Source organism: Flavivirga aquatica, from assembly GCF_001747085.1.
Lineage (GTDB): Bacteria > Bacteroidota > Bacteroidia > Flavobacteriales > Flavobacteriaceae > Algibacter_C > Algibacter_C aquatica.
This window is the reverse complement of record NZ_MDJD01000054.1, coordinates 1-25,860: the sequence shown is the minus strand read 5'-3', so window position 1 is coordinate 25,860 and position 25,860 is coordinate 1. Positions and strand designations below refer to the sequence as shown.

Annotated in this window: 20 protein-coding genes and 1 other RNA gene; 13 read left to right on the top strand and 8 right to left on the bottom strand. The window is 30.6% G+C overall.

What is annotated here, in order from left to right; all coding sequences use genetic code 11:
- Positions 1-2: 2 nt before the first annotated feature.
- Together A8C32_RS14460 and A8C32_RS14455 are read right to left on the bottom strand one after the other, a co-directional pair.
- The gene (locus A8C32_RS14460; protein ID WP_069831142.1) at positions 3-2,468 is read right to left on the bottom strand and encodes a TonB-dependent receptor; all 2,466 of its coding nucleotides are present in this window, start codon (positions 2,466-2,468) and stop codon (positions 3-5) included.
- Between the two features lie 12 nt (positions 2,469-2,480).
- Positions 2,481-4,166, bottom strand: a complete 1,686-nt coding sequence (locus A8C32_RS14455; RefSeq protein WP_069831141.1) for a M23 family metallopeptidase — start codon at positions 4,164-4,166, stop codon at positions 2,481-2,483.
- 231 nt (positions 4,167-4,397) lie between these two features.
- On the opposite strand from A8C32_RS14455, the gene A8C32_RS14450 reads away from it, so the two are divergent.
- The 4 genes from A8C32_RS14450 (at position 4,398) to rny (ending at position 6,811) form a co-directional block, all read left to right on the top strand.
- Positions 4,398-4,688: a hypothetical protein gene (locus A8C32_RS14450; RefSeq protein ID WP_069831140.1), complete on the top strand. Its 291-nt coding sequence runs from the start codon at positions 4,398-4,400 to the stop codon at positions 4,686-4,688.
- 15 nt (positions 4,689-4,703) lie between these two features.
- Entirely contained in the window at positions 4,704-4,997 is a 294-nt protein-coding gene (locus tag A8C32_RS14445) for a cell division protein ZapA (protein WP_069831139.1), read from the top strand.
- Between the two features lie 56 nt (positions 4,998-5,053).
- Positions 5,054-5,180, top strand: a non-coding RNA gene (gene ssrS, locus A8C32_RS14440) — 6S RNA.
- A gap of 56 nt (positions 5,181-5,236) precedes the next feature.
- Positions 5,237-6,811, top strand: a complete 1,575-nt coding sequence (gene rny, locus A8C32_RS14435) for a ribonuclease Y (protein ID WP_069831138.1) — start codon at positions 5,237-5,239, stop codon at positions 6,809-6,811.
- 108 nt (positions 6,812-6,919) lie between these two features.
- On the opposite strand, the gene xerD is transcribed toward rny, so the two are convergent.
- Positions 6,920-7,816 carry a site-specific tyrosine recombinase XerD gene (gene xerD, locus A8C32_RS14430; protein ID WP_069831137.1) on the bottom strand — a complete coding sequence of 299 codons (897 nt, stop codon included), beginning with the start codon at positions 7,814-7,816 and terminating at the stop codon, positions 6,920-6,922.
- 222 nt (positions 7,817-8,038) lie between these two features.
- Here xerD and A8C32_RS14425 point away from each other — a divergent pair, with 222 nt between their 5' ends.
- From A8C32_RS14425 to A8C32_RS14415, 3 genes are all read left to right on the top strand, one after another.
- Positions 8,039-8,662, top strand: coding sequence for a porin family protein (locus A8C32_RS14425; protein WP_069831136.1), 624 nt, complete (start codon positions 8,039-8,041; stop codon positions 8,660-8,662).
- A gap of 80 nt (positions 8,663-8,742) precedes the next feature.
- Positions 8,743-9,159: a type II 3-dehydroquinate dehydratase gene (gene aroQ / locus A8C32_RS14420; RefSeq protein WP_069831135.1), complete on the top strand. Its 417-nt coding sequence runs from the start codon at positions 8,743-8,745 to the stop codon at positions 9,157-9,159.
- Between the two features lie 359 nt (positions 9,160-9,518).
- Entirely contained in the window at positions 9,519-9,725 is a 207-nt protein-coding gene (locus tag A8C32_RS14415; protein WP_069831134.1) for a hypothetical protein, read from the top strand.
- Positions 9,726-9,793: 68 nt separating this feature from the next.
- Here the strand turns inward: A8C32_RS14415 and lpdA are convergent, their stop codons facing one another.
- On the bottom strand, positions 9,794-11,170 hold the full coding sequence (gene lpdA, locus A8C32_RS14410; RefSeq protein ID WP_069831133.1) for a dihydrolipoyl dehydrogenase: 1,377 nt from the start codon (positions 11,168-11,170) through the stop codon (positions 9,794-9,796).
- Positions 11,171-11,435: 265 nt separating this feature from the next.
- On the opposite strand from lpdA, the gene A8C32_RS14405 reads away from it, so the two are divergent.
- On the top strand, positions 11,436-12,722 hold the full coding sequence (locus tag A8C32_RS14405) for an NAD(P)/FAD-dependent oxidoreductase (protein ID WP_069831132.1): 1,287 nt from the start codon (positions 11,436-11,438) through the stop codon (positions 12,720-12,722).
- Positions 12,723-12,762: 40 nt separating this feature from the next.
- Positions 12,763-13,272 (top strand): DUF2867 domain-containing protein, encoded by a 510-nt coding sequence (locus A8C32_RS14400; protein WP_069831131.1) that lies wholly within the window; start codon positions 12,763-12,765, stop codon positions 13,270-13,272.
- A gap of 13 nt (positions 13,273-13,285) precedes the next feature.
- Here A8C32_RS14400 and A8C32_RS14395 read toward each other — a convergent pair whose 3' ends face one another.
- Positions 13,286-13,837 carry a DUF1572 family protein gene (locus A8C32_RS14395; RefSeq protein WP_069831130.1) on the bottom strand — a complete coding sequence of 184 codons (552 nt, stop codon included), beginning with the start codon at positions 13,835-13,837 and terminating at the stop codon, positions 13,286-13,288.
- A gap of 15 nt (positions 13,838-13,852) precedes the next feature.
- The gene (gene msrB / locus A8C32_RS14390; RefSeq protein ID WP_069831129.1) at positions 13,853-14,326 is read right to left on the bottom strand and encodes a peptide-methionine (R)-S-oxide reductase MsrB; all 474 of its coding nucleotides are present in this window, start codon (positions 14,324-14,326) and stop codon (positions 13,853-13,855) included.
- 158 nt (positions 14,327-14,484) lie between these two features.
- Here msrB and A8C32_RS14385 point away from each other — a divergent pair, with 158 nt between their 5' ends.
- Positions 14,485-15,300, top strand: coding sequence for a M48 family metallopeptidase (locus A8C32_RS14385; protein WP_069831128.1), 816 nt, complete (start codon positions 14,485-14,487; stop codon positions 15,298-15,300).
- A 167-nt stretch (positions 15,301-15,467) separates the two neighbouring features.
- On the top strand, positions 15,468-16,874 hold the full coding sequence (locus A8C32_RS14380) for an MFS transporter (RefSeq protein ID WP_069831127.1): 1,407 nt from the start codon (positions 15,468-15,470) through the stop codon (positions 16,872-16,874).
- Between the two features lie 263 nt (positions 16,875-17,137).
- Here the strand turns inward: A8C32_RS14380 and A8C32_RS14375 are convergent, their stop codons facing one another.
- Entirely contained in the window at positions 17,138-18,172 is a 1,035-nt protein-coding gene (locus A8C32_RS14375) for a M12 family metallopeptidase (RefSeq protein ID WP_069831126.1), read from the bottom strand.
- A gap of 868 nt (positions 18,173-19,040) precedes the next feature.
- Positions 19,041-21,590, bottom strand: a complete 2,550-nt coding sequence (locus tag A8C32_RS14370) for an ATP-dependent Clp protease ATP-binding subunit (protein WP_069831125.1) — start codon at positions 21,588-21,590, stop codon at positions 19,041-19,043.
- 262 nt (positions 21,591-21,852) lie between these two features.
- Between A8C32_RS14370 and gyrA the strand changes: the two genes are divergently transcribed.
- A complete protein-coding gene (gene gyrA, locus A8C32_RS14365) occupies positions 21,853-24,414 on the top strand; it encodes a DNA gyrase subunit A (protein ID WP_069831124.1) in 2,562 nt (853 codons plus the stop codon).
- Positions 24,415-24,431: 17 nt separating this feature from the next.
- Positions 24,432-25,679 carry a tetratricopeptide repeat protein gene (locus tag A8C32_RS14360; protein ID WP_069831123.1) on the top strand — a complete coding sequence of 416 codons (1,248 nt, stop codon included), beginning with the start codon at positions 24,432-24,434 and terminating at the stop codon, positions 25,677-25,679.
- Positions 25,680-25,860 lie beyond the last annotated feature (181 nt).

Sequence of the window (25,860 nt, the reverse complement as noted above, 5' to 3'; positions counted from 1 at the left end):
AACTAAAATTTCATAGTTGTTCTCAAGTTAAAAACACGAGGAGTTAAAAAGTTTGGTATAGCAAATTGACGCTTACTGTAAACATCTCTTACCCAAGTATTGGTAATGGAGTTTTGTACATCAAACATATTGAAAATTTCAAATCCAAAAGAAAGCTCTTTGAAAGGTTTCTTCCAGCCACGGTTAAATTGTTTTCTAGCATCAACTAAAACATACTGTAACCCTAAATCTGCTCGTTTATATGAAGGTAATCTGTTTTGGTAATCATAAGGGTCTGCATTACTTGGAGAGCCTCCAGGTAGCCCTGTATTATAAACTAAGTTTAAATATATTTTCATGTTAGGTACATTGGGTACATAATCTTGAAATAAGGCAGCAAACTTTAAACGTTGATCCGTAGGGCGAGAAATATATCCTCTATTATTAATGTTTTCTTCGGTTTTTAAATAGCCAAAACTAAACCATGACTCTGTACCTGGTACAAATTCACCATTTAAACGCATGTCTAATCCATAAGCATAAGCTTTTGCACTGTTATTAGCTCTATAGCGTATACGTACATTTTCTAATGTATATGGGTTAACATCAGATAAGTTTTTAAAATAAGCTTCGGTTGTTAACTTAAAAGGTCTATTCCACATTTTAAAACTATAGTCATTCCCTAATACAAAATGAATTGATTTTTGAGCTTTTACATTAGGCTGAATAGTGCCTTCGCTATCACGAAGTTCTCTATAAAAAGGTGGTTGGTAGTATAAACCAGCGGCTAGTCTAAAAAGCATGTCTTTTTCCCATGAAGGTTTTATAGCAAATTGAACTCTTGGACTAAATACTGTTTGATTTGAAGACGTAATACCGTCTCCCTTTACAGACCAATTGTGAACACGTGCTCCTGCATTATACCATACTTCACTTGTTCCTAATGTACTACGTTTACTCCATTGAGCATAAGCTTGTAATCTACTTATTTGTGTGTTATTTGTCGCTCTTATGTTGTTAAAAGGTTCTAAAGGACCACTATAAGGTACATAAGGTTGTTCGTTAACAGGGAATATTCTTGGAGGTCTAATAGAGAACCCAGCAGAATCTATAACTTCCCATTCAACTAAACGGTCTCGTATATCTTCATTAGTATATTTTACAGACCACTCAATTCTATTATCATCAATTTTAATATCTCCTTTATGTTCAATGTTTGTAATAAGTGCATCTAAATCATTTCTTCCATGATTAAGTTGACTTCCAACACCTTCACTAAATTCAACCTCTCCTAGATTTTCATCACCTATATCCGTATTAACATCACCTAATCTATATTGTGCCAAAATATCAAAATATTCTTCTTCAGTAGTATGATATGTAGATGCTATAAGGTGTAGTGTTAAATCGTCATTTGCAAAATAAGTACCTTTAAATGCTCCAAATAAAGTTTGGTATCTGTCTTTTTCTTGCCCTTCATAAACGACTAATAAAGACAAAGGATCACTTATAGTACCAAAATTAGTTTGACGAGAAAGAGGTTCGTAATCATACTTGTTAATTGATGCATTACCTAGAAAACTTAGGTGAAATTTATCGGTGAATTTATAAGTGAAATAACCTTGAGCATCTGCAAATGCAGGTTTAAAATTAGTTTCTGTTTCTTTAGCATTAACTAATAGACTGTTGTCACGGTAACGTACTCCAATAATTCCTGTAAATTTAGAATCTTTACTTATATTTTCTACAGAAAGACTTCCTCCTAATAGGCTTAAATCGGCATTAACTTCAAATTTGTATGGGTTTTTATAAGTAATATCTAATACCGAAGATAGTTTATCGCCATATTTTGCTTGAAACCCACCAGCAGAAAAATCTACATTTTGAACTAAGTTTGTATTTACAAAACTTAAACCTTCTTGTTGTCCAGAGCGTACTAAAAAAGGACGATATACTTCAATTCCATTTACATAGACTAAATTTTCGTCGTAATTTCCTCCACGAACAGAATATTGGGTACTTAATTCATTGTTATTGCTTACTCCCGGAAGCGTTAATAATAAATTTTCTACACCAGCATTAGCTCCAGGGATTTTCCTTATAGCTTCAGGTTTTAAAGTTATAATACCTTCAACTTCCTTTTTTCTATTACTATTTACAATAACAGCAGCTATTTGCTCAATTGATGTACTCATTACAGGATTGAATTCAAATTCCTCTCCGTTTTTTAAATTAAAAGTACTAATAATTTTTTTATAAGAAATATGTGTAAATTGAAGAGTTATATTTTGATTTACAGGAATTGTTAAAATATAGAAACCATTTTCATTGGTAACAGTTCCGTTAGTTTCAGATTTAATATTTACTTTTTCAATGGGTTGGTTGTTTTCATCTAAAATAACCCCTCTAATTGTTGCGGTTTGCGAAAAACCTATGGCGATTATTGAAAAAAACAGAATGGTACTGGTTAGTAAAAGTTTTGTCTTCAAAAGTGTAAAAGTTTATTTCCTATAAAATAACGCTTCAAAAGTAGAATTATTTCCAACATTATCGGTAACAATTACTTTTAAATTATTTTTAGTATCTGTAATTATCTCATCATTAAAATCATGAGTCAATATTTTTGTTTTATAATCATACTCCATTAATATCCATTTCCCGTTAACAGTAGCCCTGTAATTAGAAATCCCAGATTTTTTATCATCTATTTTTATTTTTAAATATCTGTATTTACTAATCCATTGTTTGTTTTTAAAATTAATAGGTTTAATAACTGGTTGTATAGTATCTATAGCTAGAGCGTATGTACCTAATATTTTTGTATTAGTGGTTAAAGCATTATTAGTTCTTTTAGTACGGACATAAGCGGGGTACTTTTTATAACCAATTAATCTGGAAATATATAATTTACTTTTGTCTTTTTTATTATAATTACTTACGTCGTAACTAATTTTAAAATTCTTTTTAGCAGGCATGATATTTTTATGGAGCGTTAGCGTATCATTTTTCACGTTAAAATCAATATAAAAGTCATTATAGAAAGTGTTTTTATAAAAATCAACAGAAACAGATCCTTCTTTTAAATTAATAGCTTGATCTTTTTTAATATAGTAGGGCGTAGTTTTTATTTCTTTTGGTTTAGATATAGCTTTTTTAGTCCCCTTTACATTAATGGTAACCCAAGACTCATTATTTTTATAGTCTATAACCTTGATTTTATATACGGAGTATGTGCTATCTTCGATAGAAATAAATCCATCATTTAAAGTTGGTTTGATTATACTTAATGGATTATTTCTTTTAAATAATTTTTGAATACGTTGTTTTTTTGTTGTGTAATGTTCGTAATCTATAAGTTGATTAATATGTTTAGTCTCATCAAACGAAAAGCGTTTAAAATCTAATTCAAAGTTTTGTTTTCCATTAATGAATGTTTTTATATTATAAACGCCGTTAGAATTAGCAGCCAAATCTTGCCTATCTATAGTCTCAACACCAAAACCAATATTTCCAATAGCTTCAATATTTTCAACAGTATAGTCGCCATTTTTTAAAGGAATTAATCTTAATTTTTGTTTCGTATTAGATTTTTTAATGAAGGCATTTTCATCTAAAGGATAGGCATAAATAGATTTAATAATGGGTATGGTGTTATCTTTTATATCAATACCAAAAAGCATAGGATTTATAGGGCGTTCTTGCTTATCACGAATTTCATAATGTAAATGAGGTCCACCAGATCCGCCAGAATTACCACTAAAACCTACAGTAGTGTTTTTTATTACTGGTAAGGTCTCTGCGTTTGGAAATAACTCGATTTCATAAGATTCTTTTTCATATTGATGTTTTTTTACGTAAGTCTCTATCTCTGGAGCAAACTTTTGTAAATGCGCGTACACCGTTGTATATCCATTAGGGTGTGTTATATAAAGAGCTTTGCCATATCCGTAATGAGATACTTTTATTCTACTTACAAATCCATTAGCAGCTGCCTTTACTTTTAAGCCCCTTCTTTGCTGCGTTTTAATATCTAAACCAGAATGAAAATGATTTGAACGCAGTTCTGCAAAAGTTCCAGATAATATTAAAGGGATTTCTAAAGGATTACAAAAGTAATCTTGCGGATAGTTATTTTGGGCATTAGAAAATATAGATAAAACTAAAAAAAGTGGTAAGATTATTTTCATATAAATATGTTGTCCTAATTGAATTGTAAAATTATGTATTTAGAGAATTAAATTTGGCTTGGTAGTATGGCTAAAATATTAATTTGATATGAATATGCAAAGTAATAACCAAAAATCAAGCCACAGTGCTGATTATGAGTGATTACCGTTAGTTATGAAATTTTATGCAAAAACAATTGTAATTTATGTTAAGGTGTCTTAACTTTGTATAGATAGTATTGAAATTTGTAAATGGGTAATATTGAAGATATTGTAGATTCTTTAGAAAGGAAGATTAATAAAGTATTACACAAACTAGAGGTTTTAAAGCGCGCTAATTTGAAATTAAATGAAGAATTAGAAATTTCAAGACAAGAAATTTTAAACCAAAAAAAGCATATTGCTGATTGGGAAGAAAAATATGATGTTTTAAAAATGGCAAACTCAATACTTGGTAGTGACGATAATAAAAAAGAAACTAAGCTTAAAATAAACGCATTAATTAGAGATATTGATCATTGTATCACTCAACTCTCAGATTAAAGCAAAATAAATTCAATGTCAAAGAAGCTTAAAATAAAGCTATCTATAGCTAATAGGGTATATCCTTTAAATATTGAGGGGAGTCAAGAAGAAGGATTACGCAAGGCGGCTAAAAACATTGAAACTATGATAAAACAATTTGAGCAAAGTTACTCTGTTAGAGATAAACAAGATGTTTTAGCCATGTGCGCATTACAGTTTGCATCTCAAGTAGAACAGAAAACTATAGATAAGGAAACTGTAAATGAGCATGTAGAAGAAAAGCTAAATGCGCTTAATGATTTATTACATTCTTATTTAGTTTCTTAACGTTCTTTAAAATAAACTAAAAAGTTACTGCCTACATTGGTTATTTTTTTTGATAAACTCAACGTTAATTCTTTAAAAAGGGTGAGTTTAAGTTGTAAAAGCATGCTGCTGTATTGAATTTATTTCAATACCTAGCAGACCCTTGATCAGCTTGTTAGCCCTAAACTTGTTTTTAAGGAGTTTATACAAAACTTTATACTGGTGTAGGCTTTTATATATATACAAACTAACTAAAAACGATGGATAACTCAATTATATTTGCAGTAGGTGGTGTTATATTAGGGCTAGTAATTGGCTTTATTATAGCAAAAACATTAGAAAAAAATAATGCTTCTAAGCTTGTTAAAGGAGCAAAAAGAGATGCAGCTTTAATGCTAAAAGAGGCTAAAAGTGAAGGGGAAAGTCTTAAAAAAGACAAAATACTTCAAGCTAAAGAAAAATTTTTAGAACTTAAAGCAGAGCATGAAAAAGTAATTTTATCTCGTGATAAGAAGATGGCTGAAGCCGAAAAAAGAACACGAGATAAAGAGTCGCAAATTTCAAGTGAGCTTTCAAAAAGTAAAAAACTTAATGAAAGTCTTGATAGTAAGATTAAGCACTACGATCATAAACTAAATGTACTTGAAAAGAAACAAGATGAAATAGATAAACTTCATAAAAATCAAGTACAACAATTAGAAGTTATTTCTAGTCTTTCTGCTGAAGAAGCTAAAGAACAATTAGTAGAGTCTTTAAAAGGAGAAGCTAAGAATGATGCAATGGCTTATGTGCAAAGCTCATTAGAAGAAGCGAAACTTACTGCAGAACAAGATGCAAAGAAGATTATTATAAATACAATACAACGTATAGGTACAGAAGAAGCTGTTGATAATTGTGTATCAGTTTTTAATATAGAATCGGATGATGTTAAAGGACGTATTATTGGTAGAGAAGGACGAAATATTCGTGCTATTGAAGCAGCAACAGGTGTCGAAATTATTGTAGATGATACACCTGAAGCTATTATACTATCATGTTTCGATTCTGTAAGAAGAGAAGTAGCACGTTTATCATTACACAAGTTGGTAACAGACGGAAGAATACATCCAGCACGTATTGAGGAAATTGTTAAGAAAACTCAGAAACAAATTGAACAGGAAATAATTGAAGTTGGTAAGCGTACTGTTATAGACTTAGGAATTCATAATTTACATCCAGAGCTTATTAAGATGGTAGGTCGTATGAAGTATAGATCTTCTTATGGACAAAACCTATTACAACATTCACGTGAAGTTGCTAAATTATGTGGTGTAATGGCAGCAGAACTAGGTTTGAACCCTAAATTAGCAAAACGTGCAGGATTATTACATGATATAGGAAAAGTGCCAGATGCCGAAGCAGATATGGAAACACCACACGCTATATTAGGTATGCAATGGGCTGAAAAGTTTAATGAAAAAGCCGATGTTTGTAATGCTATTGGAGCGCATCATGATGAAATAGAAATGAAATCTTTATTAGCTCCAATCATTCAGGTGTGTGATGCTATTTCTGGGGCTCGTCCAGGAGCTAGACGTCAAGTGTTAGATAGTTATATTCAACGTTTAAAAGATCTAGAAGATATTGCATTAGGATTTAATGGTGTTAAAAAGGCTTATGCTATTCAAGCAGGACGTGAATTACGCGTTATTGTTGAAAGTGAAAAAGTAGACGATCAAAAAGCTGCAGATTTATCATTTAGCATATCTCAAAAAGTACAAACAGATATGACTTACCCTGGACAGGTTAAGGTCACAGTAATTAGAGAAACTAGAGCAGTAAATATTGCAAAGTAATACTAGTAATACTAATAAATAAGAATAGTTTTTAGAAATAAAAACGAAATGAAAATCCAGTTTTATAACTGGATTTTTTGTTTTCCAGAAATAACTAATTGCCATATACTATTTCCTAGGATGATACTTTTCAATTACTTTGGTTAAATGGCTTTTATCTAAGTGTACATAAATTTCGGTAGTCGTAATACTTTCGTGGCCTAACATAAGCTGTATGGATCTTAAATCGGCTTCATTTTGTAGTAGGTGAGTAGCAAAAGAATGTCTAAAGGTATGAGGTGATATATTTTTCTTTAATCCAATTTTTATAGCCAATTGTTTAATTATAGTAAAAATCATGGCTCTAGTTAATTGTTTTCCACGTCTATTTAAAAATAGAGTATCTTCAAAACCAGCTTGGATATTTAAATGTGTTCTAATCTCTTTTCTGTATAGGTTAATATATTTTTGTGTAATAGCTACAATAGGGACAAAACGTTGTTTATTCCCTTTACCATTAACTTTTATAAACCCTTCGTCAAAAAATAAATCGGAGAGTTTTAAATTCACAAGTTCACTAACTCGTAAACCACAACCATATAAAGTTTCTAGCATAGCTCTATTTCGTTCTCCTTCAGGTTTACTTAAATCAATAGCTTTAATAAGAGTATCTATTTCTTCTTCAGATAAGGTGTCTGGTAGTTTTCTGCCTATTTTTGGAGACTCAATAAGCTCTAAAGGATTATCTGGTCTGTAGTCTTCAAATACTAAATAATTGAAGAAACTTTTGAGCCCAGAGATTAAGCGTGATTGCGATCTTGGATTTACTTGTTTTGCAATTTGATAAATAAATTGCTGTATAACTTCCGAAGTTATAATAACTGGAGATTGACTGATATTGTTTTCTTCTAAAAAAGTAATTAGCTTTTCTACATCATGGGTATAGTTATCTATAGAATTTTGAGATAATCCACGTTCTATTTTTAAATATAATTGATAGTCTTTTAGTGTAATTTGCCATTTCATCTTTACAAAGTTAAAGAAACATAAGAAAAACAAGCATTATTTTTATACGTACTTCTACGTATTTAGATGAATGACACTTACTTTTATTATGTGTAAGTGTTTGTTTTTAAATTTATTAAGCGATTGTGTGTGAATATATTATCAATAGTGGTATTTGTCTTACGGTATTTATAATAAAAATGCATTTTATTTGCGGCATCAAACTAAAAACATTTTAATATTATGAAAAAATTATTACTTAGCGCAGCCGTAGCTGTATTAACTTTAACTAGTGCAAATGCACAAGAAGTTAAATTTGGAGTTAAAGCAGGTGTTAACTTTGCTTCTATTGGCGGAGATCAAACAAGTGGATTAGATGGAAAAACAGGACTTCATGTAGGAGGAGTTGCTGAAATTATGTTTTCAGATAAACTTTCTTTACAACCAGAATTATTATTTTCTACTCAAGGTTCAAAATTTGAATTTGATGATGAATTTGAAAAAGAGGAAACTAAAACAAAATTAAATTATCTTAACTTACCAGTCATAGTAAAATATTATGTTACAGAAGGTTTAAGTATAGAAGGAGGCCCACAAATAGGCTTTTTATTATCTGCTGAAAGTGAGTATGAATATACAGATAAAGAAGATTCAGAATTTAATGAGAAAGAAACTACAGATATTAAAAAAAATGTTAGTGGATTAGATTTAGGATTAGGTTTCGGATTAGGTTATAAGTTAGAAGGTGGCTTAAATTTTGCTGCTCGTTATAACTTAGGGTTATCGAACATTAATGATTTTGATGATTCTGATGATTTTAAACAACAGAATAATGTATTTCAAGTATCTGTAGGATTTATGTTCTAAAGTATTAGAAAATAATATATTTTAAAACCGAAGCATAAGCTTCGGTTTTTTTATGTTTAATTTTTAATATCTTTGATTTTATGAAAAAATTAATAATCATCAACGGTCCAAATTTAAATTTATTAGGGAAAAGAGAACCTAATATTTATGGAAGTCTATCTTTTACTGAGTTTTTAGAAGAAATTAAGGGAAAATATAAAAATGTAGACATAGACTATTACCAATCAAATATTGAAGGGAAACTTATTGATAAGTTACATGAAGTAGGCTTTAGCTATGATGGTGTTATTTTAAATGCTGCTGCTTATACACATACTTCTGTAGGTATTGGAGATGCTGTAAAAGCTATTGAAACTCCTGTTATAGAAGTGCATATATCAAATACATTTAATAGAGAAGAATTTAGGCACCAATCTTTTATTTCTCCAAACGCAAGAGGTGTTATACTTGGTTTCGGACTACAAAGTTATGAATTAGCGATACAAAGTTTTTTGTAATCTTTTTTAACATTATACGTAGTTTGTTTGTGATATGTTTATGACTTAACCTTAATTTAAAACTATATTTTTATAGTTCAATTTTAAATTGTTTTCTATGAAAAATATAGTATTCATTTTTGTGTTAATATTTTCTAACCTGATGTTTTCTCAAGTAGAAAGAACAGGTGATTCTTTTGGAGTTAATGATGATGTTAAAATTTTAAATACGCTGCATTCTTTCTATAATTATTTTTCAGAACACCGATTAAATAATTCTTTTTTTAAGAACAGGTTTAAGAGAGAGAAATGTTGATAATCATAGTTTTTTAGAAATACTTGTTCTTGCTAAACATTTAATTACAGATAAGTTTAGTGTTTTGGCTGGACCAAAATTAGATATACTTAAAATAAATAGTATTATAGAAGAGACAGCTTTATTTTCAACTCTTGGTTTACAATATAATATAACTAAAGAATTTTCAATTGAAGGACGAGTGAATCATATGATGTCGAAAAAATCATCATCACCAATAATTTATAGAAATAATATGAAATATAAATTAGGTACAAGGTTTAAGTTTTAAAATGAAAAAACTCTAGGGTTTCTAGAGCTTTTTCATTTTAATGATCTGGAAGTATTTAATAAAATACTTTATATATGAATCACTTCATCATAAGCAGCAGCTACAGCTTCCATAACCGCTTCACTCATGGTTGGGTGAGGGTGAATTGCTTTTAATACTTCATGCCCTGTAGTTTCTAGTTTTCTACCTAAAACAGCTTCAGCAATCATATCGGTTACACCAGTACCAATCATATGGCAACCTAACCATTCACCATATTTAGCATCAAAAATAACTTTAACAAAGCCTTCTTTATTACCTCCAGCACTTGCTTTACCAGAAGCAGAGAAAGGGAATTTTCCAACTTTAATATCTAGACCTTTATCCTTAGCTTGTTTTTCTGTTAAGCCAACAGATGCAATTTCAGGTGTACAATACGTACAACCTGGTATGTTTCCGTAATCTAAAGCCTCAACATGTTGTCCAGCAATTTTCTCAACACAAAGAATTCCTTCAGCAGAAGCAACATGTGCTAGAGCTTGACCAGGAGTAACATCTCCAATAGCATAATAACCAGGTATGTTTGTTTGGTAGAAATCATTTACAATAATTTTATCTCTATCAACAACAATACCTACATCTTCTAAACCAATATTTTCAATATTAGTTTTAATACCAACAGCACTTAAAATAATATCAGCTTCAAGAACTTCTTCGCCTTTATTAGTTTTTACAGTAGCTTTTACGCCTTCTCCAGAAGTATCAACACTAGTTACTTCGGCAGACGTCATAATTTTAATGCCATTCTTTTTGAAAGAACGTTCTAATTGTTTAGAAACATCTTCATCTTCTACAGGGACTACATTAGGTAAATACTCAACAATAGTAACTTCTGTTCCCATAGAGTTATAAAAATAAGCAAACTCAACACCAATCGCTCCAGAACCAACAACAATCATCTTTTTTGGTTGCTCAGGTAAAGTCATAGCTTCTCTATAACCTATTACTTTTTTACCATCTTGCGGTAAACTAGGCAATTCACGAGAACGTGCACCAGTAGCTATAATAATATTATTAGCACTATATTCTGTTCCGTCAACATCAATCTTTTTTCCAGGCTTAAGTTTTCCGTAACCTTCAATAACATCAATTTTGTTTTTTTTCATTAAAAACTGAATACCTTTACTCATACCATCGGCTACACCACGGCTACGTTTTACTACTGCATCAAAGTCATGCTCAGCATCTTTAACTTTTAAACCATAATCTTCAGCATGTTTTAAATATTCAAAAACTTGAGCAGATTTTAATAAGGCTTTTGTTGGAATACATCCCCAGTTTAAGCATACACCTCCAAGATTTTCTTTTTCAACAATAGCTGTTTTAAAACCTAATTGTGCTGCTCTAATAGCAGTTACATAACCTCCTGGACCACTTCCTAGAACTATAATATCGTATTTACTCATGTGTAATTTTTTAAGCTACGAATTTACAAAATCGATTTTGAATAATAAATTTTAGAAACCTATAAATTTATATCTTTTACCAATATAAATATTTGCGATTGTATTAAAGTTTATACTATTTTTAAGAGTGAAATACTATAATTGAATAGTATAGAATTTTTAAGGAAGGTATAATAAGGTCTTTTAAACTTAAAAATAATGAAGAGACATTCAATATTTTATATTTAAGTTGGTATGACTACCTTTGTGAAGCAAGAGCTTATTTATGAATATACCAAGAACGAGTTACCCTAGAGTGATTATTATTGGGGGTGGTTTTGCTGGCGTTTCGTTGGCAAAAAAATTATCAAAACAAGAAGTACAAGTTGTTTTATTAGATAAAAATAATTATCACACATTTCAACCATTACTATATCAGGTATCTACAGGTGGCTTAGAACCCGATTCAATAGCTTACCCAATTAGGAAAATTTTAAAAAACTTTCCTAATTTTCATTTTAGATTGGCGGAAGTTAATGAAATTAATTCTGAAAATAATTATGTTAAGACAGGTATTGGAGATTTAAAATTTGATTATTTAGTTGTTGCTTCTGGTTCAAAAACTAATTATTTTGGCAATTCAGAGATCGAAAAGTACAGTATGGCTATGAAAACCATACCTCAATCGCTTAATTTAAGGAGTTTAATTCTAGAAAACTTTGAAGATGCTTTGCTGACTTCAGATTTACATGAACGTAATGCACTCATGAATTTTGTAATAGTAGGAGGAGGCCCAACAGGTGTAGAGCTTGCGGGTGCTTTAGCCGAAATTAAAAAAGGTATTTTACCTAAAGATTATCCAGATTTAGATACACGTTCTGCTCAAATACATATTGTACAGTCTAGTGGATGTCTTTTAAAAGGTATGAGTAAAAAAGCATCTAGAAAAGCTGAAGATTTTTTAGAAAAATTAGGTGTTAATATTTGGAAGAATGTACGTGTTACAAATTACGATGGAAAAACGGTCACTACAAATACAGATTTAACTTTTAAGGCAGCTACAGTAGTATGGGCAGCCGGTGTTAAAGGAGCGACAATAAAAGGTTTAGATGCAGAAGATTTTATAACAAGAGGAAATAGGTTAGAGGTTAATACCTTTAATCAAGTTAAAGGATTTGAGCATATTTTTGCCATTGGAGATATAGCGTGTATGGCAACAGAAGATACTCCTTATGGTTTACCTATGATGGCGCAACCAGCTATTCAACAAGGTGACCAACTGGGAGATAATATGCTTAGATTAATAGAGAAACAGTCTTTGAAGCCTTTTGTTTATAACGATAAAGGGGCTATGGCGACTATTGGAAGAAACAAAGCTGTTGTAGATTTACCTAAATTTAAGTTTCAAGGTGTATTTGCTTGGTTTGTATGGATGTTTGTTCATTTATTTTTCTTAATTGGATTTAGAAATAGGATGGTGGTTTTTGTAAACTGGCTGTATAATTATGTTCGGTTTGATAGAGAAGCTCGTTTGATTATTAGGCCTTTTAAAAATAAAAAAGGATTTAATTAGTTGCTGTTATTAGTAAGCAAAAATAAAATCTTGAGAATAAATGAAAAAAGTAAAAGAAGAATCGACTGAACTAACAGAAGATCTAAAAAAATGGCTCTCTAAAATTGATTTCTCAGATACTTTTTTAACAACTAATCATACAAATAATATTGAAGAAATTGTAAACCTTGTGTTTAATACAACACCAAAGTGGATTGCTTTGCTTTTTAAATTAAGAAATAAGATTGCTTGTTTTATTGGTTTAAAAACAAAGGAACCTGATGATTATAATGAGGATTTTAAAGTTGGTGGTTATATTAAATTTTTCAAAATATATTTCATTTCAGAGAATGAAGTAGTTTTAGGAGCAGATGACTCTCATTTGAATTTTCGAGCGATAACTAATAAAAGTAATTCTGACTCATATAATATTAAAGTTACTACTTTGGTTGAATATAATAATATTAAAGGTGAAATTTACATGAGAATAATAAAGCCTTTTCATGAAAAGGTTGTAAAAAGAATGGTGAAAAATGCATATGTTAAAAATGATAACTATTCAGAATCATAAGCGATATTAATAGTTATACGTCATCCGTAAAATGTCGTTTCCCTTTTTCCTTACTAAACTTTTCTTCATTGTATTTTGAAGAATTGCCTTTTGGTATAGATAATGATTGCCAATTTTCGTCTTTTAATAATTTGCCTAAAAATACGATTTGTCCAATATGATAAGAATAGTGAGTTAATTGTCTGTTTATGAATTCTGTAACTGTGTGTCCTTGATTCCTAATATAAATAATATGCTCTAAATCTTCTTCTTTTAAAGGTTTTATAGCATTAAATAAACACATCCAACCTTTATTCCAATTTGGAATTAATTCATTTTTGGAAGTGTAAGTATCTTCAAATTCTAAATCGCGATGTCTCCATTCTTTTTCACCATCTTGTGTTAAAAAGTTTGTCCATCTGCTTAGCATATTTCCAACAAGATGTTTTACTATAATAGAGATTGAATTTGAGTCTTTTGCTATTTCATTTTGTATTTCATCGAAAGTAAGCTGTTCAAAAGTTTTGTCTCCCAGACTTTTGTAATATTCAAATTGTTTAATAATACTTGTTAAATAACTATCCATTAAACAAATCTAATTTTATTTTTTTGGAATAAATGTTAAAGAAACACCATTAATACAATGACGTTTGCTTGTAGTTTTACTAGGTCCATCATTAAATACATGGCCTAAATGTCCTCCACAAGTAGCACAATGCTCTTCTGTTCTTGCGTAGCCTAAATTATAGTCGGTTGAAAATTCGACATTACCTTCAATCTCTCTATCGAAACTTGGCCATCCAGTACCAGAATCAAATTTGTTTTCACTTTTAAATAAAGGTGTTTTACAGGCTTTACAAGCATAAATACCAGCGTTATAATTTTTATTTAAAGGACTTGTAAATGGACGTTCGGTACCTGCTTTTCTAAGTACATAAAATTCTTTTTCAGATAGTTGGGTTTTCCATTCTGCTTCTGTTTTCGATACTTTATATATTTTTTGCGGCTCTTTTTGTGTGTTTCCTTTACAATTAAAGACGAGTATGGTAATAATTAGGATTAGTAAATTTTTCATGGTTTTATTTTATTAATTAATAGTCGGGTATCTATAAAAAACATAACAGATACAATTAACGTATTTTTTTATTAATTATGTGACGAATAAAAGATTCTTGTGTCCAAAAATAAACATACAATTTTGTACTTTTGATATAATAAATAAAACCTATTAAAATGAAACTTAAAAACGCGCTTATAGTATTTGGAATAGTAAGTATGCTCTTTGCATGTGCTACAAACCCATTTACACAAAAAAAGACCATGGCGTTAGTGCCTAATTCTCAATTGTTTCCAACAGCTTTTGCTCAGTATGATCGGTTTTTAACAGAAAATAAGGTTGTAAAAGGAACTAAAGATGCTGAAATGATAACAAGAGTAGGTCAACGTATAGCAGTTGCTGCAGAGCGTTGGTTAACGGCCAATGGGCATGCAGGTTATTTAAATGATTATAAGTGGGAGTATAATTTAGTTAATGATCCAACGGTTAATGCTTGGTGCATGCCTGGAGGAAAAATAGTTTTTTATACAGGTATATTACCAATTGCTGCAGGAGAAACAGGAGTAGCTGCTATTATGGGACATGAAGTAGCTCACGCTTTAGCTAATCATGGTCAGCAACGTATGAGTGCAGGAATGTTACAACAATTTGGAGCTATAGCAGGTAATATTGCTATAAAAGATGAACAGAAGAAAGGGCTTTTTAATCAAGCTTATGGTGTAGGTTCTCAAGTAGGAGTAATGTTGCCATTTAGTAGAAGTCATGAAACCGAAGCAGATAAAATAGGTTTGTATTTAATGGCAATTGCAGGTTATAATCCAGCCGAAGCAGCTGAACTATGGAAACGTATGAAAGCAAATAGCGGGGGACAAGCTCCACCTGAAATGCTAAGTACGCACCCTTCAAACGACTCACGTATAGCTAACTTAACAGCTCTAGCACCTAAGGCTGCGGAAGAAGCTAAAAAGTTTGGAGTAACAAAATTTAGATAATGATTTGTTATAGTTAGAATAAAAATATTTGATTACTTTAGAAGCTGCCAAAAGGCAGCTTTTTTTATTAATAACAGTTATTAGAATACCTAAATATATTTAATAATTCAAACAAAAATTTAGAGTTATATTTTTGTAATAAAAGCTTATTATAACTAACACTTTATATGAATCAACTAAAAAAAGGAAGTAAAAAACTTTTAAATGCTTGGGCTTTTTACGATTGGGCAAACTCCGTTTATACGCTAACAATAACATCATCTGTATTTCCTATATTTTATTCAGCATTATTTCTTTCTGAAATAAAAACAGTACAGGCTTTTGGGTTAGAGTTTAAAAGTACAGCTTTAATTACGTATGTAACAGCTTTCACATTTTTGGTTGTTGCTTTTATGTCTCCTATATTATCTGGTATTGCAGATTATATAGGTAATAAGAAAAAATTTATGCAGTTTTTCTGTTACCTAGGAAGTGTAGGGTGTATAGGATTGTATTATTTTACTTTAGATTCTATACATATTAGCATACTCTTCTATTTTATGGGATTAATAGGGTACTGGGGAAGTCTTGTATTTTATAATTCATATTTACCAGATATAGCTTTTAAAGAGCAGCAAGACAGTATTAGCGCTAAAGGATTTTCAATGGGATATGTTGGGAGTGTTATTTTACTTATTTTAAATTTAGCAATGGTGATGAAGCCAGATTGGTTTGGTTTTGATATTAGTATAGCTGAATCAATAAGAGAAACCGGTACTGAATCTGAAATTAATTTAGCTATTAAAAAAGCAACCGATATAGCTTCTTTTGAAGCTATGAAAATATCGTTTATAACAGTAGGCGTATGGTGGGCTGTATTTAGTCAATATTCATTTTATTATTTACCAAAAGGAGCTAAGTCTGGTCATAAAGTAACGAAAGCAGTTGTTTTTAATGGATTAAAAGAATTAAAATTAGTTTGGAGTCAATTAAGGTTAAATTTAAGATTAAAGCGTTATTTACAGGCCTTTTTCGTTTTTAGTATGGCGGTACAGACTATTATGTTAGTCGCTGTTTATTTTGGAGAAGAAGAAATAGATTGGGGAGGAGATGGTGCAAAAACAACTGGTTTAATAGTTAGTATTCTGGTTATTCAATTAGTAGCTGTACTTGGAGCATTTTTAACATCTAGAGCTTCAGCTAAATTTGGAAATATCAAAACACTTATAGCAATTAACTTAATGTGGATGGGGTTATGCTTTTATGCTTATTTTATGAAAAATCCTATGCAATTTTATATTGCAGCTGGTTTTGTTGGTTTAGTAATGGGAGGAGTGCAATCTTTAGCGCGTTCTACCTATTCTAAATTTTTACCAGAAACAGAAGATACAACATCTTATTTTAGTTTTTATGATGTTGCCGAAAAAATAGGGATTGTATTTGGTATGGTTATTTTTGCTACCATAGATCAAATAACGGGTAGTATGCGAAATGCTATTTTGTTTTTATTTGTGTTCTTTCTAGCTGGCATTATTTTATTATTTAGAGTATCAGAAATTAAGTTAGAATTAAATGATGAAGAAATAACAGATTAAATAGTACAATTATAGAAATCATCTTGATCTTTTCTATTTCCTGAAAAATACCTGAAATTCGCTCTTATTTTGTTGCTTTTTTTAAACGTAGCAATACTATGTCTTTCAAAAAGTGCTTAATATGTACAAATTTTGACTCATTTTCGGTTAAAAATAAAAAGGTAGTAATCTTATTAAGATTACTACCTTTTTTATGTATAAGAGATATGTTTTAATTAATCTGTTTTATTTGTTATTTGTAGGTTGGTTGCTATGCTAATATATTAATTATTACCACATTTTGTTATTACATTCCATACAGTAAAGTCACGCTCATATAGGTAACCTCTATAAGTTACTTTGTCACCAACAAAATATCTTTTGTTTCTACTCCATTCATCAACACCATCACATGGATCATTTGATGGGTTAGGGTTAGGAGTATTAGATGGATAAATACTATTTGTACCTTCAATATCTAAAGCAGATATTTGTGCTTTTCTTCTTGGAAATACATTACCATTAAGGTCTGTAATTGTTGGTTTTCCGTTTTTACTAAAAGTGTAACTACCGTACATCATAGTCGAATTGACATCAAAATCTCTAGTTACAAGAGTTGCAGAATTACTTTTAAAGAATTGATCTTTTGCATTTTCTACAATATTGTCGTAATGAACGATGATATGGTTATCTCTATCTGAACGGTTTTGTTCATGAATATATCCTAATGTGTGTCCTATTTCATGAATAATTACTACAGCAGTAGTTCCTGTTCCTAACCTAATATACCCTCTAGATCCGTAAGAACCTAAAGTAGCTACACCACAGTTACAAGAATCTCCATTACTGCTTATAGTAACATAAGTAGATTCGTTAGTACGTTCTTTAAAACGAATATTTGTTTTGCTTTCCCACTCTAACATAGATTTTTGAAGTTCGCTTCTAACAGATTGACTTAATCCTTGAATAGTATATACTATGGTATTGTTTGTCCATTTACGAATTCCTCCAGCTAATCCTAATTTACTCTTATTAGTAAGTCCAGGGTTTGGTGCTTCATTTTCATTAAAAGCATCATTATTATCTGTAAGTTGATCTTCAAATAATCTAATATCTGTGCCTTGAAGAGAGTAAGTTCCGTCTTCTTCTTCTTTTACTTGAACAGCTTCTCCAAGAAAATATTTTTCAATAAATTCTTGATCTTGGGTAGGTGTTTCATTAACTAGTTCTGCGCTTTCATTGTCTTCACAAGAAGCAAAAAGTACGACAGAAGTTAATAGGCTAATCTTTAATTTTTTTAAAATGATTGTTGTTTTCATTGATTTGGGTTTTTTGGACTAATTAAATTTTATTCTTACAAATTTATATACGCGAGTTTTTCTTTTTGTGTTGTTTAAATTTATGTTAATGAAATGTTAAAACGTTAAAATCCTAAAAAATGAGCATTAATAGGAGAGGCTTTGTTGTGGTCGCTAGGTAGCTGTGTAAACCTATTATTTATATGAAGAAAGAGCGTAATTTGCTTAGTTTTATTTTAGAATATAAAATCTTAAATAAAAGAAGCATTGAAATTTTTTCTGTCTCATATTTAAAAATAGTATTGTTTATAGATTGTGTGGAATTTTGGTAAGATAAAGGAAGCTGTTTATTGCTATACATGATAAGCTAATAATAAAGTATTTAGAGTGTGAAAATAATTGTGATTTTCCTCAAATATATATTATGAGGGTCATCATATTTAGGCTATTTACTTTTGTTATTTTTTTGAAAATGTAAAAACTACTTATACACGTATACTGGAACTGGAGATTGGACAGATCAATAGAATTGGAGCCCTAATAATTATCTAAGGACAACTATTATTACTCAAGATGAAGTAATTATTAGTGTGGGAGCAGAAATAATTATTCTTGTTGTGACTATTAATGGAACATTGACCAACTTATGGTACTTTAGCAAGTCGATCCATTTTATACTAAATAATGGTGTAATTATTAATAAAAGTACAATTACCAATCACTCTTTTTTTTGCTAGTGCAGGTACTGTAGCTAATTATGGACAATGAAATAATACAAATTGTTATATTATATAGATTGACGCTTTTTTAAGTGTTACAGTTTATTGAAAAAAAATCCTATAATTTTTTAAGATTATAGGATTTAAGTTTTTAATATATTAAGTTAATATCAAGATTCTGTAGGCTTTTCAGATTTTTCAATAGTAATACTTAGCTCTTCAGATTTAGTGTCTAAGTCAATTTTTATGTTATCTCCATCTTGAAGATGTGATGCTACAATTTTTTCAGCTAAAGCATCTTCTATATATTTTTGAATAGCTCTTTTTAAAGGTCGTGCTCCATATTGTTTGTCAAAACCTTTATCCGCAATATAATCTTTTGCACTATCTGTTAATGTTAAATTGTAACCTAAGCCTTGAATTCTTGCTAAAAGTTTCTCTAACTCAATATCAATAATTTTGTTAATGTCTACTTTTTCTAAAGCATTAAAGACAACAACATCATCAATTCTATTTAAGAATTCTGGAGCGAAAGATTTTTTAAGAGCATTTTCGATAACACTTCTTGCATTGGCATCTTCTTGTGCCTTTTGAGATGATGTACCGAAACCAATACCTGTACCAAAATCTTTAAGTTTTCTAGCACCAATATTAGACGTCATAATAATTATGGTGTTTCTAAAGTCAATTTTTCTACCTAAACTATCTGTTAAATAACCGTCATCAAGTACTTGTAATAGCATATTAAATACATCTGGATGAGCTTTCTCAATTTCATCCAATAGGATAACAGCGTAGGGTTTACGTCTTACTTTTTCGGTTAATTGTCCACCTTCTTCATAACCTACGTAGCCTGGAGGAGCACCAATTAATCTAGAAATAGCAAATTTCTCCATGTATTCACTCATATCTATTCTAACAAGTGATTCTTCGCTGTCAAATAATTCTTTAGATAACACTTTGGCTAACTGTGTTTTACCAACGCCTGTTTGACCTAAAAAGATAAATGAACCAATGGGTTTATTTGGATCTTTAAGACCAGCACGATTTCTCTGAATAGCTTTAACGACCTTGCTAACTGCTTCATTTTGACCAATAACTTTGCCTTTTATTAGGTTTGGTAATTCGGCAAGTTTATTAATTTCTGTTTGAGCAATCCTATTTACAGGAACGCCAGTCATCATAGAAACCACATCTGCAACATTGTCTTCAGTTACAACTTCACGATGTTGTTTAGTGTCTTCTTCCCATTTTTCTTGAGCTATTGTTAATTCTTTTTCAATACGTTTTTCGTCATCTCTAAGTTTAGCGGCTTCTTCGTATTTTTGTTTTCTTACAACAACATTCTTAGTTTCTTTAATAGCTTCAAGTTGTTTTTCAAGCTCTAAGATTTGTTTTGGAACTTCAATATTTGTGATATGTACACGAGAACCAGCTTCATCTAAAGCGTCAATAGCTTTGTCTGGTAAAAAGCGTTCGGTCATGTATCTGTTTGTTAATTTTACACAGGCCTCTATAGCTTCTTGAGTATAATCAACATTATGATGTTCTTCGTATTTACTTTTTATATTATTAAGGATTTCAATAGTTTCTTCGACAGTCGTTGGTTCGACAATAACTTTTTGAAAACGACGCTCTAAAGCACCGTCTTTTTCTATATACTGTCTGTATTCATCTAAAGTAGTAGCGCCTATACATTGAATTTCGCCACGTGCTAAAGCAGGCTTAAACATATTAGAAGCATCTAAACTTCCAGTAGCTCCACCAGCTCCAACGATAGTATGTATTTCATCTATAAAAAGAATAACGTCATCATTCTTTTCTAGTTCATTCATAACTGCTTTCATACGTTCTTCAAACTGTCCACGATATTTTGTTCCAGCTACTAAGCTAGCAAGATCTAAAGTGACAACACGTTTGTTAAAAAGAGTTCTTGACACTTTTCGTTTAATAATTCTAAGAGCTAAGCCTTCTGCAATAGCGGATTTACCAACACCTGGTTCTCCAATTAAAAGCGGATTATTTTTCTTTCTTCTGCTTAGAATTTGAGAGACACGTTCTATTTCCTTTTCGCGTCCAACAACAGGATCAAGTTTCCCTTCGTCTGCTAATGCTGTTAAATCACGTCCAAAATTATCTAAAACGGGTGTTTTAGACTTTTTGTTAGTCTTTCCAGTTGGAGCGTTAAAAATATTGTCTTTCGATGACTCGTCTTCGGGGGTAGAATCATCGTCTTGAAAAGATTGAGATTTAGGCTCTATATAATTATTATCGTTAGTTATCATAAATTTAAATTGTTCTTTAACGTTATCATAGTCAACCTTAAGCTTGTTTAAAAGCTTAGTAGTAGGGTCGTTTTCATTTCTTAAAATACAAAGCAATAAATGTGCTGTATTAATTGATGTACTTTGAAATAGTTTTGCTTCTAAAAAAGTTGTTTTTAAAGCGCGTTCTGCTTGCCTAGTAAGGTGTAGATTCTTTTTTTGATTTGAAGCTACAGAAATATTGGGGTTTGCGGGACTTAATATCTCAACTTTACGTCTTAAATGATTTAAATCAATATCTAAAGCGTTTAGTATATTAATCGCTTTTCCGTTACCATCACGCAAAAGTCCAAGCATTAAATGTTCAGTTCCAATGAAATCATGACCTAAACGTAATGCCTCTTCTTTGCTATATGCAATAACATCTTTTACTCTTGGGGAAAAATTATCATCCATAATATAGTATCCTTATCTGCATTAAAAATAATTAAAACATTTTACTTAAGGCAAAAACTATACCTTAAATTATAAGTAAATTGCTAATTGACGAAAAAAACTTTATAAAATCAAAACTTTTTGAATTATACTTATCAACTAAAAACAGAAATGAAATTGTTAATAAAAAACATGAAAAACACATGTAAAGGGCTTGTTGTGACTAATGAAATAGTTATATTAGCGTGTTTTGAAAAAAACATAAAAATTAATTAAATTATATATGGCAGAAGGAGAAAAATTGATCCCTATTAATATTGAGGATGAAATGAAGTCAGCATACATTGATTATTCAATGTCGGTCATTGTGTCACGTGCTTTACCAGATGTAAGAGATGGTTTAAAGCCAGTTCATAGACGTGTGCTTTTTGGTATGCATGAACTGGGTGTTAGAGCAAATTCGGCGCATAAAAAATCTGCAAGAATAGTTGGAGAAGTTTTAGGTAAGTATCACCCACATGGAGATACGTCTGTTTATGATGCTATGGTACGTATGGCTCAAGAGTGGAGTTTACGTTATATGCTTGTTGACGGGCAAGGGAACTTTGGTTCGATAGATGGTGATAGTCCTGCAGCAATGCGTTATACAGAAGCACGTATGCGTAAAATATCTGAGGATATGTTAGCAGATATTGAAAAAGAAACTGTAGACCACAAATTAAATTTTGATGATACATTAAAAGAGCCAACAGTATTACCAACTCGTATTCCTGGGCTTTTAGTAAATGGAGCTTCTGGTATTGCAGTAGGTATGGCTACAAATATGCCACCGCATAACTTAACGGAAGTTGTAGATGGTACTATAGCTTACATTGAGAATAATGATATTGAAATTGATGAATTAATCAAACATATAAAAGCTCCAGATTTTCCAACTGGAGGTACTATTTATGGGTATGATGGTGTTAAAGAAGCTTTTCATACTGGTCGCGGTAGAATTGTTATGCGCGCCAAGGCAAATATCGAAGAGGTTAATGGACGTGAGTGTATTATAGTTGAAGAAATACCTTATCAAGTTAATAAAGCAGACATGATTAAAAAGACTGCAGACTTGGTAAATGATAAAAAATTAGAAGGCATTTCTACTATTCGTGATGAATCAGATAGAAATGGAATGCGCATAGTTTATGTTTTAAAGCGTGATGCTATTCCTAATATAGTACTAAATAAGTTATTTAAATATACTGCATTACAATCGTCTTTTAGTGTTAATAATATTGCATTAGTAAATGGTCGTCCACAGTTATTAAACTTAAAAGAGCTTATTCATTATTTTGTAGAGCATAGACATGAAGTTGTTGTAAGACGAACAACTTATGAGTTGCGTAAAGCGGAAGAACGTGCACATATCTTAGAAGGTTTAATTATTGCTTCAGATAATATTGATGAAGTGATTGCTATTATTAGAGCATCTTCAAATGCAGATCAAGCACGTGAGAATTTAATAAAGCGTTTTGAGCTTTCAGAAATTCAAGCCAAAGCTATTGTAGAGATGCGTTTGCGTCAACTTACAGGTTTAGAGCAAGATAAATTGCGTGGTGAATATGATGAGATTATGAAAACGATTATAGATCTTAAAGGTATCCTAGATAGCAAAGAGCGTCGTATGGATATTATTAAAGGTGAGTTGGAAGTCGTTAGAGATAAATATGGTGATGAGCGTCGTTCTGTTATTGAATATGCAGGTGGTGATTTAAGTATTGAAGATATGATTCCTAATGAAAATGTGGTTATTACCATTTCTCATGCAGGATATATTAAACGTACATCACTTACAGAGTACAAAACACAAAATAGAGGAGGAGTTGGTCAAAAAGCATCAACAACACGTAATGAAGATTTCTTAGAACATTTATTTGTTGGAACAAACCATCAATACATGTTGTTTTTTACTTTGAAAGGGAAATGTTTCTGGATGCGTGTTTATGAAATACCAGAGGGAAGTAAAACATCAAAAGGTAGAGCAATTCAAAACTTAATAAATATTGAGCAAGATGATAAGGTTATGGCTTTCATTTGTACTCAAGATTTAAAAGATGAAGAGTATATTAATAGTCATTATGTTATTATGGCTACTAAAAATGGTCAAGTAAAGAAAACAGCTTTAGAGCAATATTCTCGTCCTCGTACTAATGGTATTAATGCGATAACAATTAAGGATAATGATGAATTGTTAGAAGCTAAATTAACTACTGGTAATAGTCAAGTTATGTTGGCGTTAAAATCTGGTAAAGCAATACGTTTCGAAGAAGCTAAAACAAGACCTATGGGACGTGGAGCTTCTGGTGTTAGAGGTATTACTTTGCAGCATGATAAAGATGAAGTAATAGGTATGGTTACGATTAATAACCCTCAAGAAGAATCGGTACTTGTGGTTTCAGAAAATGGTTATGGAAAACGAACTTACATTGATGACCCAGAAGATGGAGAGCCGGTTTATAGAGTTACTAATAGAGGGGGTAAAGGTGTGAAAACCATATCTATTACTGAAAAAACTGGTGATTTAGTGGCTATAAAGAGCGTAACAGATAATGATGATTTAATGATTATTAATAAATCAGGTATTGCCATAAGAATGGTCATAGCAGATTTAAGAGTAATGGGTAGAGCAACTCAAGGTGTTAAATTGATCAATTTAAAAGGGAAAGATTCTATTGCAGCTGTTGCTAAAGTTATGCATGATGAGGATGAAGTGGATGATTCTGAAACTATTGAAAACACTGATGCTATAGACGATGGCACAACTCTTGATAATAATGTAGAAGAAAATAATACAGATAATTAAACTAAAATATTAATAAAATGAAAAAACAAATAATTATAGCTTTAGCACTATCAATGAGTGCGTTTTCATTTGCACAAAAAAAAGAATTAAAAGCAGTTGAAAAAGCGTTAAAAAACTCTAACTATGGCGCGGCTAAAGAGGGGATTAAGTTAGTAGACCAGATGTTGGAAAGTTTAGATGAAAAAACTAAATCTAAATATTACTATTTAAAAGCAGAGGCTTTGTATGCAAATGGAAAAGGGAAGTTTAATGAAATTGGAGAATCTATTAAGCTTATAAATAAGATAGAAGGGTCTTATAAAGCAGATGCAAATAAATTGAGATTAGTTATGTTTAATAACTATGTTTCTAAAGGAAATAAAACTTATGAAAATAAGAATTATAATGCATCTTCTTTTCACTTTGAACGCGCTTATAATTTAAGAAAAACTGATACTATATTTTTGTATTACGCTGCAGCTACAGCTGTTAATGTTAAAAAGTATGATCGTGCTTTAAAATTATATAATAAACTTAAAAATATAGGATATACAGGTATTGAAAGACAATATTTTGCTACAGAAAAGGCAACTAATAAAGAAGTGATTTTAGATAAAGCAACGCGCAATTTATATGTTAAAGCAGGTACTCATATTAACCCAGGAGAACGTTTAACAGAATCGAAAAAACCAGAGATTGTAAAAAATATAGCACTTATTCATATTGGTAATGGAAATAATGAAAAAGCTATTGCTGCAATGAAAGATGCTAGAGCTGAAAACCCTAATGATGTGAACCTGATAATATCTGAAGCGAATATTCATTTAAAAATGGATAATAAAAAGAGATTTGGGGAATTGATGGAAGAAGCAACTAAATTAGAGCCTAACAATGCTGAATTACAATATAATTTAGGAGTAATATCGTCAGAATCTGATGTTGTATTGGCTAAAAAATATTATAACAGAGCGATAGAGTTAGATCCTAATTATACTAATGCATACATAAATTTATCTGTATTAGTTTTAGGAGAAGAAAAACCAATTATTGAAGAAATGAATAATTTAGGAAGTTCTAGAGCAGATAACAAACGTTATGATGAGTTAAGAGAAAAAAGACAAGCCCTTTATAGAGATGCGATACCATATTTAACTAAAGCATTAGAAATTGATTCTAAAAGTATTAATGCAGCAAAAACACTTATGAGTATTTATAGTATTCTAGGAGAGACAGATAAGCATAAAGAAATGAAAGCTAAAGTTGCAGAGATTGAAGGAGAACAATAATGGTTTGATTTCGATTTTGATATAAAAAAAGCCGCTATTAGCGCAGTCATGGTCGGAAGAAATTCCGACCATTTTTTAAGTCTCAAAATGGTTTAAGTTTCCATCACAATCTACAACAATCATAGCAATAGCTAAATTTCTGAGTTCCATTTTAAATCTTCTTTTAGCAGTTTTATAACCT